The organism is Arthrobacter sp. DualSoilB13 (assembly GCF_055389195.1).
In genome coordinates this window covers 282,852-296,483 of sequence record NZ_AP035865.1, presented here as the reverse complement: position 1 = coordinate 296,483, position 13,632 = coordinate 282,852, and the positions used below count along the sequence as shown (strand labels likewise).

At 64.1% G+C, this 13,632-nt stretch carries 15 protein-coding genes; 8 read left to right on the top strand and 7 right to left on the bottom strand.

Annotation, left to right across the window (positions count from 1 at the left end; all coding sequences use genetic code 11):
* Position 1 precedes the first annotated feature (1 nt).
* Complete coding sequence (locus tag ACZ5J0_RS01440) at positions 2–2,548, top strand: ATP-dependent DNA ligase (protein WP_166841100.1); 2,547 nt, start codon at positions 2–4, stop codon at positions 2,546–2,548.
* A gap of 110 nt (positions 2,549–2,658) precedes the next feature.
* On the opposite strand, the gene ACZ5J0_RS01435 is transcribed toward ACZ5J0_RS01440, so the two are convergent.
* Together ACZ5J0_RS01435 and ACZ5J0_RS01430 are read right to left on the bottom strand one after the other, a co-directional pair.
* Entirely contained in the window at positions 2,659–2,907 is a 249-nt protein-coding gene (locus tag ACZ5J0_RS01435; protein WP_142937039.1) for a hypothetical protein, read from the bottom strand.
* A gap of 49 nt (positions 2,908–2,956) precedes the next feature.
* A complete protein-coding gene (locus tag ACZ5J0_RS01430) occupies positions 2,957–3,157 on the bottom strand; it encodes a hypothetical protein (protein WP_142937040.1) in 201 nt (66 codons plus the stop codon).
* Between the two features lie 288 nt (positions 3,158–3,445).
* On the opposite strand from ACZ5J0_RS01430, the gene ACZ5J0_RS01425 reads away from it, so the two are divergent.
* On the top strand, positions 3,446–4,279 hold the full coding sequence (locus ACZ5J0_RS01425; protein WP_464094004.1) for a putative protein N(5)-glutamine methyltransferase: 834 nt from the start codon (positions 3,446–3,448) through the stop codon (positions 4,277–4,279).
* 229 nt (positions 4,280–4,508) lie between these two features.
* Entirely contained in the window at positions 4,509–6,137 is a 1,629-nt protein-coding gene (locus ACZ5J0_RS01420) for an MFS transporter (RefSeq protein ID WP_142937042.1), read from the top strand.
* Between the two features lie 112 nt (positions 6,138–6,249).
* On the opposite strand, the gene ACZ5J0_RS01415 is transcribed toward ACZ5J0_RS01420, so the two are convergent.
* Positions 6,250–6,963: a TetR/AcrR family transcriptional regulator gene (locus tag ACZ5J0_RS01415; protein ID WP_464094003.1), complete on the bottom strand. Its 714-nt coding sequence runs from the start codon at positions 6,961–6,963 to the stop codon at positions 6,250–6,252.
* 55 nt (positions 6,964–7,018) lie between these two features.
* On the opposite strand from ACZ5J0_RS01415, the gene ACZ5J0_RS01410 reads away from it, so the two are divergent.
* Complete coding sequence (locus ACZ5J0_RS01410) at positions 7,019–7,477, top strand: VOC family protein (protein ID WP_464094002.1); 459 nt, start codon at positions 7,019–7,021, stop codon at positions 7,475–7,477.
* Positions 7,478–7,553: 76 nt separating this feature from the next.
* On the opposite strand, the gene ACZ5J0_RS01405 is transcribed toward ACZ5J0_RS01410, so the two are convergent.
* Positions 7,554–8,969, bottom strand: a complete 1,416-nt coding sequence (locus tag ACZ5J0_RS01405) for an aminotransferase-like domain-containing protein (RefSeq protein ID WP_464094001.1) — start codon at positions 8,967–8,969, stop codon at positions 7,554–7,556.
* On the opposite strand from ACZ5J0_RS01405, the gene ACZ5J0_RS01400 reads away from it, so the two are divergent.
* Genes ACZ5J0_RS01400 through ACZ5J0_RS01390 form a run of 3 tightly spaced genes read left to right on the top strand, consistent with a single transcriptional unit; the run spans position 8,968 to position 10,970 of the window.
* Positions 8,968–9,900 (top strand): DMT family transporter, encoded by a 933-nt coding sequence (locus tag ACZ5J0_RS01400; protein WP_464094000.1) that lies wholly within the window; start codon positions 8,968–8,970, stop codon positions 9,898–9,900. The two genes, ACZ5J0_RS01405 and ACZ5J0_RS01400, sit on opposite strands and share 2 nt — an antisense overlap.
* A gap of 26 nt (positions 9,901–9,926) precedes the next feature.
* Positions 9,927–10,550, top strand: a complete 624-nt coding sequence (locus ACZ5J0_RS01395) for an FMN-binding negative transcriptional regulator (RefSeq protein WP_250820661.1) — start codon at positions 9,927–9,929, stop codon at positions 10,548–10,550.
* Positions 10,551–10,568: 18 nt separating this feature from the next.
* Positions 10,569–10,970: a VOC family protein gene (locus tag ACZ5J0_RS01390; protein ID WP_142937125.1), complete on the top strand. Its 402-nt coding sequence runs from the start codon at positions 10,569–10,571 to the stop codon at positions 10,968–10,970.
* Here the strand turns inward: ACZ5J0_RS01390 and ACZ5J0_RS01385 are convergent.
* Both ACZ5J0_RS01385 and ACZ5J0_RS01380 read right to left on the bottom strand, forming a co-directional pair.
* A complete protein-coding gene (locus tag ACZ5J0_RS01385) occupies positions 10,967–11,485 on the bottom strand; it encodes a GNAT family N-acetyltransferase (protein ID WP_464093999.1) in 519 nt (172 codons plus the stop codon). The genes ACZ5J0_RS01390 and ACZ5J0_RS01385 overlap by 4 nt on opposite strands.
* Positions 11,482–11,982, bottom strand: a complete 501-nt coding sequence (locus tag ACZ5J0_RS01380) for an SRPBCC family protein (protein WP_464093998.1) — start codon at positions 11,980–11,982, stop codon at positions 11,482–11,484. Before ACZ5J0_RS01380 ends, ACZ5J0_RS01385 begins: the two co-directional genes overlap by 4 nt.
* A gap of 74 nt (positions 11,983–12,056) precedes the next feature.
* On the opposite strand from ACZ5J0_RS01380, the gene ACZ5J0_RS01375 reads away from it, so the two are divergent.
* A complete protein-coding gene (locus tag ACZ5J0_RS01375) occupies positions 12,057–13,184 on the top strand; it encodes an FUSC family protein (RefSeq protein ID WP_464094683.1) in 1,128 nt (375 codons plus the stop codon).
* Here ACZ5J0_RS01375 and ACZ5J0_RS01370 read toward each other — a convergent pair.
* Complete coding sequence (locus ACZ5J0_RS01370) at positions 13,181–13,612, bottom strand: hypothetical protein (protein ID WP_464093997.1); 432 nt, start codon at positions 13,610–13,612, stop codon at positions 13,181–13,183. The two genes, ACZ5J0_RS01375 and ACZ5J0_RS01370, sit on opposite strands and share 4 nt — an antisense overlap.
* Positions 13,613–13,632 lie beyond the last annotated feature (20 nt).

Below are 13,632 nucleotides of genomic sequence, written 5' to 3'. Positions count from 1 at the left end.
GGTGGCAGGCAAGCAACAGGAGCGGGTGAACGTGGAAGGCCACGAGCTCACTCTCACTAATCTGGGCAAAATCATCTACCCGGAAACCGGCACCACCAAGGCCGAAGTGCTGGAATACTACGCCGCAGTGGCACCTTTCCTGATCCCCGCTGCTGCCAACCGGCCCGTCACCCGCAAGCGCTGGGTTAACGGAGTGGGTACCGCCGAAAACCCCGGGCAAGTCTTCTTCCAGAAAAACCTGGAGGACTCCGCGCCAAAGTGGATTCCCCGCGCCACAATTCAGCATTCGGACCACACCAACGTCTATCCCCTGGTCAACAACCTTGCGACGCTCACGTGGATGGCCCAGATCGCCTCCTTGGAAATTCACGTTCCTCAGTGGCAAGTGGACCCTTCCGGGAAGCCGCTCCGCCCCGACCGTTTCGTCCTGGACCTCGACCCCGGGCCCGGGGCAGGTCTGCCCGAATGCGTTGAAGTGGCCAAGCTGGCCCGTTCCATCCTGCAGGACATGGGAATGTACCCGGTCCCTGTTACCAGCGGCAGCAAAGGCATCCACCTCTACACGGGCCTGGACGGGACGCTGAAGTCCGAGCAAGTGTCCGCCTTCGCCAAAGAGCTGGCCCGGGCGTTGGAATCGGACCACCCCGATCTGGTGGTCAGCGACATGAAGAAGTCCCTCCGCCACGGCAAAGTGCTGGTGGACTGGAGCCAGAACAGCGGAAACAAGACCACAATCGTCCCCTACTCCCTCCGCGGACGCGCCATCCCCACCGTGGCGGCGCCGCGCACGTGGCGGGAGCTCTCCTCCGCCTCGTTGGAGCACTTGGACTACCGGGCCGTGATGAAGCGCGTGAAGACCGGCAAAGACCACTTCGCACCGATCTCCGAACGGCACCTGCCGCCTCATGGGGAGGATGAGAAGGACGACGGCGGTGCTCCCGGAAGCGGTTCAGGCACCGGCCGTTCCCGCGAGCGGGTGGTGACAGCCGAGAACCGTCTCGCGAAATACGTCGGGATGCGCGATCCGGACAAAACCCCGGAGCCGTTCCCGTCGTCGTCGGGCGCTTCTGCCTCACCGCAATCCGCGGGTTCCTCCTCCGCCCAGCCGAAGCCCGGCGACCCTCCGCCGCCCGGCGGCATATTCGTCATCCAGGAGCACCACGCCCGCCGCTACCACTTGGACCTGCGCCTGGAGCACAACGGAGTCCTGGCCTCGTGGGCGTTGCCGCGGGGCATCCCGGAAACCTCCGACCGAAACAACCTAGCCGTACATACCGAGGACCACCCCATGGAATACGCGAACTTCGCGGGCGTCATTCCCAAGGGCGAGTACGGGGCCGGGACCATGACCATCTGGGACCGCGGCGAGTACACCTGCGAGAAGTGGCGCGACGGCAAGGAAGTGATCGCCACCCTTACAGGCGAGCCGGGTGGTGGCCTTGGCGGCACCAAACGCTTTGCGCTGATCAATACGGGTCAGAACTGGCTGATCCATCTTATGAAGGAACAGCCGGGTGGGCGTCGGGGCAGCCCGGCTGCGGCCAAAACCGCGGCGCCCAAGTCCGATCCACCTCAGCCGCAGCCCATGCCGAACTACACCCCCATGCTGGCCACCGCCGGAACCGCCGCTGATCTCCGCGGCGACGATTGGCTCTTTGAACTGAAGTGGGACGGAATCCGGGCGATCATCACCGGTACGGAGGGCAAGATCCGGCTCATGAGCCGCAACGGAAACGATCTTACGGCCGCCTATCCCGAACTGACGGACCGCACATGCTGGCCCGACGGAGACTTCGTTGCGGACGGCGAAATCGTGGCGCTCGGCAAAGGGTCCAGGCCTGACTTCGGACGGCTGCAGCTAAGGATGAATTTGGTCAAAGGTGCGGACATCGAGCGCGCCCGGGCTACGGTTCCGGTGCAGCTCATGCTGTTCGATCTTCTGTACGACGACGGTAGGGACCTGAGCGGGCTGCCGTTCCGCGAGCGCCGCGAGAGGCTTTCCGGGTTTTCGGAGCGTCTTCGTAAAGGTTGCCCCCTTCACCTTTCCGCCGTGCTGGACCACGACGTGGAAGACCTCATGACCAGCGCCGCCGAGCTTGGCTTGGAGGGTGTCATGGCCAAGAAAGCCGACAGCAGATATGTGATCGGACGTCGCAGCAGGTCGTGGATCAAGCTCAAGCTGGAGCAAAGCCAGGAAGTAGTGGTGGGAGGTTGGCGGCCCGGCGCGGGGGCCCGAAGCGGGACTTTCGGCGCGTTGCTGCTGGGCATCCCCGACGGCCACAAGCTGCACTACGTGGGCCGGGTGGGCACCGGATTCAAGGACTGGCAGCTCCGGGATGTCATGGAGCATCTTGAACCCCGGGTGGTAAGCGAATGCCCTTTCACAGACATACCCCGCGAAGATGCAGCGGGTGCCACGTGGGTGAGCCCTGAGCTGGTGGCCGAGGTATCCTTCGGCGAATGGACGGGGCCCGGCCGGCTCCGTCATCCGGTGTGGCGGGGCTGGCGTCCGGATAAGTCTCCTAACGACGTGAGCCAGCCCAACTGAGTCGCATTTGTGCGCGTTTTGAGGGCTCAAAACGCGCTGTGCTGCTCCTCAGTTGGGCTGGCTACGCAGGTGGTGCGGGTTCGTTCGGGTTTGTTTGGGTGGCCGGGTTATTAGGAGGAGTGCGGCATCTGCGGGCGGCTGGTCCGGTGGACCGCCGTCACAGCTGCTCCCTGGCCCATGCGGCCGTGGGCTTGTCCCCGTTCCTTCGGGTGGCGTCGTTTACCGTTACCGTCCGGCCACTGCCTGCTTTGGTCGGCGCCCAACGCGACCGCGATGGTGGTCGGTTCGGGCATGGGCGCCATGTCCATGGACTCCACCAAATGGCTTGCAACCTCAGGATTGATGCGTTCAGCAGTCATGGTTCTTCCTTTCCAGTGTGCCTATTTTTCAGTGTGCCTGCCCGCAGGTTTACCAGCGGACCTTCTTCTCGGTCTTAGCCTGCTTGCCGCTGGCGGCGGTGGGCTTGTGCCCCTTGCCAGTGCTTTGCCAGCCCGCTGGAGCACCGCCCCCGGACTTGCTTGCCAGCATGGCCTTCTGCGCGTCGGTCAGCTTGGACTTGATACCGCCGGCGGCCGGGGTCTTTTTGTTTTCGGAAGGGTTGGCAGTCATATGTGGACTCCTAAAAGTGTGAGTCCTGAAGAGACACGAATCCTATGTCGTTGCGGTTCGGGAAGAAGACGTCGAGAACGGGAACGGCATGGAGGCAGGGCCTCAACAGGCGTGGATTTTTGTCAGGTGAAACTCGGCTGTGCCGCGAGGGGCAGAGGCCGGTCTACTCAAAAATCAGTGTTCCCATGCCTCATACCCTAACTAAGTCCCGGCAGATTTGTGAACCCCTCACCTGCAGCAACTTTGAATTCCGGCGCCCAACCCCTTCGGGATTCGTCCTCGGCTAGCATGGCAAACGTGACCCGGAGAGCATCCATCGCCGCCGCATTGCGTGCCGCCGGCTGCGTTTTCGCGGAGGACGAAGCCCGACTCCTCATCGACGCCGCCCGCCATCCGGACGAGCTCCACCGTATGGTGGACCAGCGGCTCAGCGGATTGCCTCTGGAACACATTGTGGGCTGGGCGGATTTCTGCGGAAAGCGCATGGCTGTCAGCCCGGGGGTGTTCGTGCCCAGGCGTCGCACGGAGTTCATGGTCCGGAAGGCCGCGATGATCGCCAAGCCCGGAGCCGTCGTCGTGGACCTTTGTTGCGGTTCCGGGGCTATAGGAGCGGCGCTCCACGATCTTTTGGGGAGCTGTGAGCTGCATGCCGCGGACATCGACGCCGCTGCGGTCCGTTGTGCGCGATACAACGTCGAGCCCCGTGGCGGACGCGTCCACCACGGGGATCTGTTTGAAGCCCTCCCTAAGACGTTGCGCGGGAAGGTGGACGTGCTGCTCGCCAACGCGCCGTATGTGCCCACGGAGTTAATAGGGATGATGCCGCCGGAGGCGCGACTCCACGAGCCAAGAGCAGCGCTCGACGGCGGCGCTGACGGTCTGGCGGTACAGCGTCGGGTAGCGCTGGGCGCGGCTCAGTGGCTGGCGCCGGGTGGGTTCCTGGTGATGGAAACCTCGGGGCAGCAGGCGCTGGCGACGGCCGGGATTCTCGGCGAGGCGGGGTTCATCGCGGAGGTGGCCTGTGACGAAAGGGCAGACGCAACCGTGGTGATGGGTACCCGCGGGCCTACCGATTCATCAGCTTCCGTAACCCAAATTGCCCCGTTAACTGGGCTCAGCTAAACAATTTGGTAACAACGTGCTCTGGAGGGCAAAAACGGAGGCGGATCCGCTTGATAGCGGGGCAAGAGCGGGTAATGAGATGCAACACAGCTAGGCAATTTGCACCCAAAAACAGCCCAAAAATCGGATCTCAACTCGGGTTTTCGGCCTAAAACCCGTAAAATTGAAACCCTGCCCAGAGCGGGGCAGCAGAAGTCGCAAGCAAATGACCTCCCTAGGAGAAGCCCAAATGCCCACAGACCAAAGCAACACCGTCTCTCCGGATGGCGCAAGGAACGCCACCGGGAACCAGGTATTGGCAGGCCCCACCCCGGCCGCCACAAACGCAGCAAACGCAGTAAAGAACGCAACGAAGAAGCTTCGCCCGAAGCGCCGGCTCAAAGAGTCCGACGTCAACGTGGTGAATAAGCCGATGCTGCGCAAAGCACTCGGCGGCACCATCGTCGGCAACACCATGGAATGGTACGACGTCGGTGTTTTCGGCTACCTCATCACCACCATGGGTCCTGTCTTCCTCCCGGAGGCAGACCCCTCGGTCCAGACACTCTTCCTGCTGGGAACCTTCGCCGCAACCTTCATCGCCCGCCCCCTCGGTGGAATCGTGTTCGGCTGGCTCGGCGACAAGGTGGGCCGCCAGAAGGTGCTCGCCGCAACACTGATGCTGATGGCGGCAAGTACGTTCGCCGTCGGCCTCCTTCCCGGCTATGCGCAGATCGGCATCTGGGCCGCCGCGTTGCTGGTGATCCTGAAGCTCATCCAGGGCTTCTCCACCGGTGGCGAATACGCCGGTGCCACCACGTTCGTGAGTGAGTACGCTCCAGATAAGCGCCGCGGATTCTTCGCCAGCTTCCTGGACATGGGCAGCTACATCGGCTTCGCCTTGGGCGCCGCCCTGGTTTCGGTCCTGCAACTCACGCTGGGACAGGCCGCCATGGAGGAGTGGGGCTGGAGGATTCCGTTCCTGATCGCTGGTCCGCTGGGCCTCATCGCGGTGTACTTCCGTAGCAAGATCGAGGAATCCCCTCAGTTCCAGGCCACCCTTGATGCCCAGGAGGCATCGGCCAAGGACGCAACAGCGCAGGATGCCGCTGCTGCCAAGGGACCTGTGGGCATCATCAAGGCCTACTGGCGCCAGATCCTCCTGGCCATGATCCTGGCTGCTGCAGCAAACATTGTTGGCTACGCACTGACGTCCTACATGCCCACGTACCTCACGGACTCCAAGGGCTACGATCCCGTCCACGGCACCCTGCTGACCATCCCGGTCTTGGTGATCATGGCCATCTGCATTCCCCTTACCGGCCGCCTCTCGGACCGCATCGGCCGCCGACCAGTCCTGTGGGTAGGCGCGGGCAGCACAGTGGTCTTCTCCATTCCCGCCTTTATGCTCATTGGCATCGGCGAGATCTGGTCCACGCTTGCAGGCCTGGCACTGATCGCCTTCCCGGTGACGTTCTACGTGGCAAACCTGGCCTCGGCACTGCCCGCCCTGTTCCCCACGTCCAGCCGCTACGGCGGAATGGGCATTGCCTACAACTTCTCCGTGGCGATCTTCGGTGGCACCACCCCGTTCATCGTTCAGGGACTCATTGAAGGCACGGGCAACGACATGATGCCCGCCTACTACCTGATGGGTACCTCGATCATCGGCGCCATTGCCATCTTCTTCCTGCCGGAATCGGCCCGCCGCCCGCTGCCGGGCTCCATGCCCAGCGTGGACACCCAGGCAGAAGCACGTGAACTGGTGGAAACGCAGGACACCAACCCGTTGATCAACCTGGATCAGATGCCGTTCGACGGCCGGCCCATCGATGATTCATCGCTCGGCAAAGGCAACAAGGACCTGACTCCGGCTTAGGAACTCACTGCCTGCAACTTCTGCATAGCGATTCAGTTAGTTCGCGGCAGCTTGCCGCCCACCGTAGCCACCAGCCCCAAGGCGCTCTCCTTGGCGTTGGTGGCTGCGGCGTTTAAGGGAGCACGACGGCGGCCGGTTCAGGGTTCGTGGCAAAGTAGAGCCAGGTGCGGGATAGCCAGGCTGCAAGTTGCTGTTGGTCCCATCCCATGGCCGTCCGGATCAGGAGATACGTGTCCGCTGCGCCAAGAAGCGCGGTGGTATCGGCCACCCAGTCCACGTCGATCCCACTGCTGATCAGGCCGTCCCGCTCCAATCCGCGCCACATGCGTCGGGATGCGGCGATGGTGTCCCTGCGCGCGGCGTCGAAGGCTTCCCGGATCAGGGGTTCGCTGGCTTCGGCCTCGCGGGCAACGGCAAACAGCGGTCCGGTCCGGATCATGGTTGCAGCTATATTGCTGGCCAGTGCCTGCAACCGGGCTTCCAAGGTATCCGGCGTCGCATTCGCTGAGCCCGGCGTCGTTGGTCCCGGCTTGTCTGTGCCGGGCTCGTCTGTGCCGGGCTCGTCTGTGCCGGGCTCGTCCGGGACCGGCTCTTCGGACCCCATTCCCGCGAAGGTCTGGTCAACCACGCGCTTCAGGAGCTCGGCCTTGCTGGTGAACCGGAGGAACAATGTGCGTTCAGCGCAGTCTGCTGCACTGGCGATTTGGCTCATGGTGGTTGCCGTGTACCCCTGACGCACAAAGAGTTCACCCGCAGCAGCCATGACCGCACGTTCGGTGCGCCTGATCCGCGGATCCACGGTTTGCCCCTTGTCCTTCACCATCATGAAGTGCAGTATAGGCGTACTAATTCAGTGACGGTGCATTAGGAGGCGTGTTGTTATGGAAGAATCCATCCCACCGCTGAACGGCCTGCTGGGAACCAAGCTGCCGGTCAGGGACCTTGCGGGGACGTGCAGTTGGTACTCCCGCGTGTTCGGCTGGGAGGCGGTCATGGAGTTCCCCGGTCCGGACGGAACAATCGCCGGTGCCGCCGGCCGCTTGCCCGGCGCCAACCCCACCGGCCTTTCCTTCCGGGCCAATCCCGCGGCCCAATCCCAGGAGGGCCTGGAACTCGCTATCGATATTTCGCACCGGGAAGACCTGGAGGCCTGGCTGGAGCACTTGGACAGGGAAGGTGTTCCGCACTCCCCCGTCATTGATGCTTCGGTGGCCTGGCTTGTGGTCCTTAAGGATCTGGAAGGCCACGAGATCCATCTCATGACCCGCGAACGGCATGGGTTCGATCAGACCGGTCGCGCAGGCTACGGCCGTACGGTGGCCGAAACACCTGCAGGCTGACCGGCGCAACCCCGTCGCTCCCCCGCGCCTGCGTCGCTGCCCCGCGACGGAATAGCGGGCCGGCAACGGGAAAGCGTCAGGATCCCAGCAACCCCCGCACCGCCTCGCCCATGATCCGCATACCTTCAGGAAACGCTCCCGGGTTGGGACCGGCATAGTTGAGCCTGATGTACGGCCCCTCGGGTTCCGCGGGAAACCACTCCGTTCCTGCGGCAATGAGCACCCCGGCCGCTTCGCAATCCTTGGTGAGCCGTTCGACGTCGAACCCGTCCGGCATCCGCAACCACAGATTCAAGCCGCCCTTGGGCAGATGGCTGAGATGGGCTTGCGGCACATGCTCCCGCAGGCTGGTCACCAGGAGGTCGCGGCGGGACTGGAGCTGGTGCTTGAGGCCGCGCAAGTGCGTCTGCCAGCCCGGCTGCGTGACCACGTCCAGGGCAGCGGCCTGGAGCAGGCCGCTGACGTACATGGACTCGGCCGCCTGCGCGCCCATGATCCGTTCACGTGCCGGGCCGCGCGCGATCACCGCAGCGATCCGGATGGACGGTGACACGCTCTTGGTCAGCGAGCGGATGTACACCACGTGCCCGGAGTCGTCCTTGGCCGCGATCGGGACAGAGGGTGCCGTGATGCCGAAGTCGTGGGCCCAGTCGTCCTCCACCAGGAAGGCTCCATGCCTGCGAACAATCTTCAGCACTTCCTCGCCACGACGCGCCGCCCACTGGGCACCCGTGGGATTGGCGAAATTGGGCTGTGCATAGAACAGCCTGGCGCCGGACTCCTCGAAGGCCCTGTCCAGCTCTTCGGGATCCGGCCCCTCCGGGCCGCTGGGAACAGGGATCACCTTCACGCCCGCCTGGCCGGCAGCCAGCAGCGCACCCCAATAGCTGGGCGATTCCACTAGCAGTGGCTGTCCGTGGCCCACCAGCCCGCGGAAAATCGAGCTGAGGCCGCTTTGGCTGCCGGGAAGAACCACGACGTCGCTGGGCTGGGGTGGCGTGACGCCCACCGGCGTTGAGGTACTGAGTTCCTGCGCGAACCAGGTCTGCAGTTCGGGGATACCCTGCGCCGGCGGCCGGGACAGGGCTGCCTCGCCGCGGGCTGCGCGGGTCAGTGCTGCACGGACCAGACGTTCCGGAAGCAGTTCGCGGTCCGGATACCCCGAGTGGAACGCGATGACGTTGTTGGAAGCACTCCGCATGGCGGCTGAGTTCAGCGGACGCGCGGTCTGGGCTGATCGCAGGGCAGCCGTCTGCCAGCCGTAGTCCGACGGCCTCGCTGTCCGGAATGCGCGGACGAATGTTCCAACGCCGGGGCGGCTTTCGATCAGGCCTTGCGCCGTGAGGGTCCGCAGGGCTTTTTGGACAGTCACCGGGCTCGCTTGGTACTCGGCCACCAGGTGCCGGGTTGATGGCAGCTTTGCTCCGGGCGCCGCATCAGCGATCCACTCCTTCAATCGCAGGGCGATCCGGGAACTGCTATCGTTGTTCATGAGTCACAACAGTAGCGCTACTATGCATTCGCGGGCAGTGATATCCGCCCGCACGTCCACCGGAATCTGGTGGGGCCTGCTGGGCGTCCTGGCCTTTTCCTTCACAGTTCCCTTCACCCGCGTGGCTGTTGAAGGCATGTCTCCCCTGTTCATTGGAGCCGGCCGGGCCGTGGTCGCCGCACTGCTGGCGGCATTGGCCCTGGGCATCACCAGGCAGCGGTTGCCTGGCGCTTCCCAATGGTTGCGTTTGGCTGTGGTGGCCGGAGGTGTGGTTGCCGGCTTCCCGCTGCTGACAACTTTTGCCCTCACCAGCACCTCAGCCAGCCATGGAGCGGTGGTGATCGCCCTGCTCCCGGCTGCCACGGCCACAGCGGCCGTGATTCGCGGACGGGAACGCCCGCGTCCCTTGTTCTGGGTCCTGACGCTCACCGGAGTGGTGGCGGCCTTGGTCTTTGCGCTGGTCCAGTCCGGAGGGTTCGGCTCGCTCCACTGGGCGGACTTGCTCCTGCTGGCTGCCGTGCTTGCCGCTGCTGTTGGCTACGCAGAAGGTGGCATGCTGGCCCGCGAACTCGGATCGTGGCAGACCATCTCCTGGGCGCTGGTGGTCGCCTCGCCAGTGATGATCATCCTGACTGCGGTTTCGCTCAGCTCCGGACTGCCCTCCGCATCCGGCGCCCAGTGGCTCTCCTTTGCCTATTTGGGGGTGGTGAGCATGTTCCTGGGCTTCTTTGCCTGGTACCGGGGCCTCGCAATCGGCCCCATGGCCCAAGTCAGCCAAATCCAGCTGGTCCAACCCGTGATGACCATTGCGTGGGCCGGGATGCTGCTGGGCGAGTCCATCACCTGGACCACCGTGGTGGGTGGCCTGGCGGTGATCATCTGCGCAGGTGCCGCTGTCCGCGTGCGCCTCAGCCCGCCGTCGAACTCCTGACCATTCCGGTTCTGAAAGGAACAACCATGTACACCCCAGCGCACTTTGCCGCATCCCCGGAGGCTGTTGACTCGCTCCTGTCCGGAGCCAGCGCAGCCAATCTGGTCACCATGTCAGAGGATGGGCTGCTGGCCACGCTCTTGCCGTTTGTTTACGAGCCCACGGTGGGTGAGCACGGTGCCTTGCACGCACATATCGCCCGCAATAACACGCAGTGGTCATCACCAGCGATCGGCGAGTCACTGATGATCGTCCAAGGTGCCGACGCCTACATTTCGCCGTCCTGGTACGCCTCCAAAGCGGAGCACGGCCGGGTGGTGCCCACGTGGAATTACTCCACGGCCCACGTTTACGGTCAGCTTGTTATCCACGACGATGCCGAGTGGCTGGGCAGGCACGTCCGCCGGCTCTCCAATCACCACGAGGCCGGGATGCGGGACCCGTGGAGCGTGGAGGACGCGCCCCAGCGGTTCATCGCCGGCCAACTGAGGGCGATTGTCGGCGTCGAACTCTTGATTTCCCGGGTGGAGGCCAAGGCCAAGCTGAGCCAGAACCGTCCTGCCGCGGACATCGACGGTGTGATTGCCGGGCTCCGTGAACGTGGTGACGCTGCGAGCGCCGCCGATGTGGAACGGGCCCGGACCTCGTAGACTCGGCGCATGCCTGAGATCGCCGCCGCCCCTGTTGGTTCCATCCACCACCTGGAAATCTGGGTGCCCATCCTGGAGCGGGCCAGGGAAGAGTGGGGTTGGCTGCTGGGCGAGCTCGGCTATGAGCCCTTCCAGGAGTGGCCCACCGGGTGCAGTTGGAAGCTCGACGGCATGTACGTGGTGGTGGAGCAGACCGATGCCATTACCGGTACAACCCACCGCCGCACTGATCCCGGGGTGAACCACGTGGCCTTCCATGCAGGCACCCGGGAGAACGTGGACAGGATCCGGACGCTCGGCGCGGACGCAGGCTGGTACGAGATGTTCGAGTCCAAGTATCCGCACGCCGGCGGCCCGGACCATTACGCCGCGTACCTGCTCAACACGGACAGCTACGAGGTGGAGCTGGTGGCGGGCTAACTACCTGGCGGGACCGCGGCACGCCACATGGCAACGCGCGGCCAACGGGTCAGGCCCAACTCAACCTCGTGCTCCATCAGGTGGGCCAGCTGCGGACCCCAGCTGCCGGCGTCGAGCACTTCAAAACCAAGGCGGCGATAATACGGGGCGTTCCATGGCACATCCCGGAACGTGCTGAGGGTTTGCCTGTGCATTCCGTGGCCCCGCGTCCACACGCGCGCGGCATGCAGCAGTTCCCGGCCAACGCCCTGGTGCGCATGATCCGGATGAACACTGACTTGCTCCACGTGGCCCTCGCCGTCCACGATGTCCGCCAACAAATACGCCACCGGGTAGTCGAGCCCGTCCACAGAAACCCATGCGCGCCCGGCTGTGGCATAACTGTTCAGCTCATGGATGGATAGGGGTTCGTCATCCGCGATGGAGTCCATTCCCAAAGCCCGGAAAGCCTGGCCCGCGGCACGCTCGATCTCCTGCAGAATCAGCAGGTCGTCCGCATGCGCGAGCCTGATCATTGCCGCGGGTCCTGGGCTTTAGGGGTTTGGGCTGTAGGGGTTTGGGCTGGCTGATACTGGGCAATAAGGAACTCGTTGCGCTTCTCAATCAGGTTCTGCAGGTAGCGGGCCAGGATCAGTTTCTCCACCAGCCTGCCCAGCGGGCCGAACGGCGCCGCGAATTCCACCGTATCCACCATGAGGGTGCCGCGGCCTTCGGGCCGGAACTCGTGGGTGTGGCGGAGGTACTTGAATGGGCCCTTCACCTGCTCATCAGAGAACGACGACGGCGCCTCCATCCGCGTGATGCGGCTGGTCATGCGGAACCGGACTCCCAAGTGCCACGCCTGCCAGGTGACAGTCTCACCTTCGGAGATCAGCCCGGTGGTGACGCCGCCGATTGCTTTCTCGCGGCTCTGCGTCATGGACCCCACGTGGGCATCGATGTTGCGGGAAAGATCGAACAGCTCCTGCGGTGACATGGTGGAGCGGGTACGGCAGACGAAAGCGACGGGCATACCTCGATCTTCCCAGACCTTTCCCCGTACGCGCGCCCACGCCCACTACGGGTTGTGACCGGGCTTATGGCGGCCTGGGCGGCGACACTGCTAATTTGCAAAGACAAGCCCTAGCCGATTGGTGGTGTTCCTCTGTGACCGGATTGATGGTCCACGCCCGCGAACTCCACCGGTTGGGCCCTGCCAACAACGATCGCCTCTCGGCTGTGCGGGTGGCCCTGAGTGTGGCAGTACCCGGGCTGTTCCTCATTCTCATAGGCCGCCCGGATCTCATGATGTACGCCGTTTTCGGTGCGCTGACCGGAATGTACGGGCGCAACGAAACACATCAGCTGCGGCTCAAGCACCAAGCCCAGGCGGCCCTGTTCCTGGTGGGCGGGCTGGCCATCGGTGTGTTCCTTTCCGTCAACCACATCCACTCCTGGTGGTTGGTGCTGGTGGCCACCCTGTTCGCCGGTGTCGGGTCGCTCTACGCCGACGCCGTGCGCCTCAAACCGATCGGCCCGTTCTTCGGCATCCTCGCACTGGGCGCCTGCGCATCCGTGCCCACCAATGTTCCGTTCACGACGGCGGTACTCATCGCGGCAGCGTCCGCCGCCTTTTCCATGGTGGTCGGTTTTACCGGCTGGTTCCGGCGACGCACGTGGGACTCCGGCGCTGCCCGCGACATCCCCGTCCTCCGCGGCCCGCTGCGTCAAGCCGCTCTGGTCCATGCCGCCCGCTATTCCCTGGCGGTAAGTGCCGCGGGCGCCATCGGCGTCCTCAGCGGAAGCGGCCACCCGCACTGGGCCATGGCCGCCGCGGCCGTGCCCCTCGCCGGTGCCGACCTCCCAAGCCGCGTCCACCGAGGTATCCACCGCATCGTGGGGACGTTCCTCGGGTTGGCGGTTGTCGCCGTCGTACTTTTTCCCAGTCCGCTATCGCCGCTTCAGTACTTCCCCGGTCAAACCGCAGTGGTACAGGCTGTGCTGGTGGTGCTGTGCCAATTCCCCACGGAGTTGTTCATGGCACGGCATTACGGGTGGGCCATGGTGTTCTTTACCCCGGTGATCCTGCTGATCGCCCAGCTGGCCTCCCCCATGGATCCGGGCGTGCTGGTGATGGAGCGTGCCATCGAAACGTTCGTGGGAGCCGTGGTTGGCATCGCGGTTGCTGTGCTGGTGCGGGCACCGCGGGGCCGGGTTCCTGAGAAAACGGGCTAGTTCGTTACTACCAGGATGTTCGGGTGGATTTTCGTCAGGCCGCTCGATTCCAACTGCTTGGTGTCGTAGCCATCGGACACCAGAACGGCGGATTTCTGGTCGGGGCCACTGATTCTCAGCATCTCGCCTTGGATGGAGTCGGTGCAGCCGCTATGCGAGAAATACGCGTCGGCGGATCCTACGATCAGGCACGTCGGCCGGTGTTGCTTGCCTTCCCCCAAGTAGTACTTTTTTCCGTTAGCCTCCGCCACCAGAAGGATCTTTTCCGGCTCAACTTCGCCCATGGTCAGCCCTTCCGGGGCCGTGTCTGCCTCCGTCGCCTCCCGCTGCAACGCCTCCAAACCGGAGTAGCTGGTACCTGAGCAGCCGCTCAACAGCAGTCCCCCTGAAACCATTGCCACCGCGAATGTCAAGGATCCGTTCTTCATAGCACTGCCCCCTCAGGCTC

Coding starts and splice junctions, on each gene's coding strand:
- ACZ5J0_RS01405 (WP_464094001.1), bottom strand. CDS start 8,969: ATGAACAACGATAGCAGTTCCCGGATCGCCCTGCGATTGAAGGAGTGG.
- ACZ5J0_RS01430 (WP_142937040.1), bottom strand. CDS start 3,157: ATGACTGCCAACCCTTCCGAAAACAAAAAGACCCCGGCCGCCGGCGGT.
- ACZ5J0_RS01425 (WP_464094004.1), top strand. CDS start 3,446: ATGGCAAACGTGACCCGGAGAGCATCCATCGCCGCCGCATTGCGTGCC.
- ACZ5J0_RS01420 (WP_142937042.1), top strand. CDS start 4,509: ATGCCCACAGACCAAAGCAACACCGTCTCTCCGGATGGCGCAAGGAAC.
- ACZ5J0_RS01410 (WP_464094002.1), top strand. CDS start 7,019: ATGGAAGAATCCATCCCACCGCTGAACGGCCTGCTGGGAACCAAGCTG.
- ACZ5J0_RS01380 (WP_464093998.1), bottom strand. CDS start 11,982: ATGCCCGTCGCTTTCGTCTGCCGTACCCGCTCCACCATGTCACCGCAG.
- ACZ5J0_RS01415 (WP_464094003.1), bottom strand. CDS start 6,963: ATGATGGTGAAGGACAAGGGGCAAACCGTGGATCCGCGGATCAGGCGC.
- ACZ5J0_RS01370 (WP_464093997.1), bottom strand. CDS start 13,612: ATGAAGAACGGATCCTTGACATTCGCGGTGGCAATGGTTTCAGGGGGA.
- ACZ5J0_RS01435 (WP_142937039.1), bottom strand. CDS start 2,907: ATGACTGCTGAACGCATCAATCCTGAGGTTGCAAGCCATTTGGTGGAG.
- ACZ5J0_RS01400 (WP_464094000.1), top strand. CDS start 8,968: ATGAGTCACAACAGTAGCGCTACTATGCATTCGCGGGCAGTGATATCC.
- ACZ5J0_RS01395 (WP_250820661.1), top strand. CDS start 9,927: ATGTACACCCCAGCGCACTTTGCCGCATCCCCGGAGGCTGTTGACTCG.
- ACZ5J0_RS01385 (WP_464093999.1), bottom strand. CDS start 11,485: ATGATCAGGCTCGCGCATGCGGACGACCTGCTGATTCTGCAGGAGATC.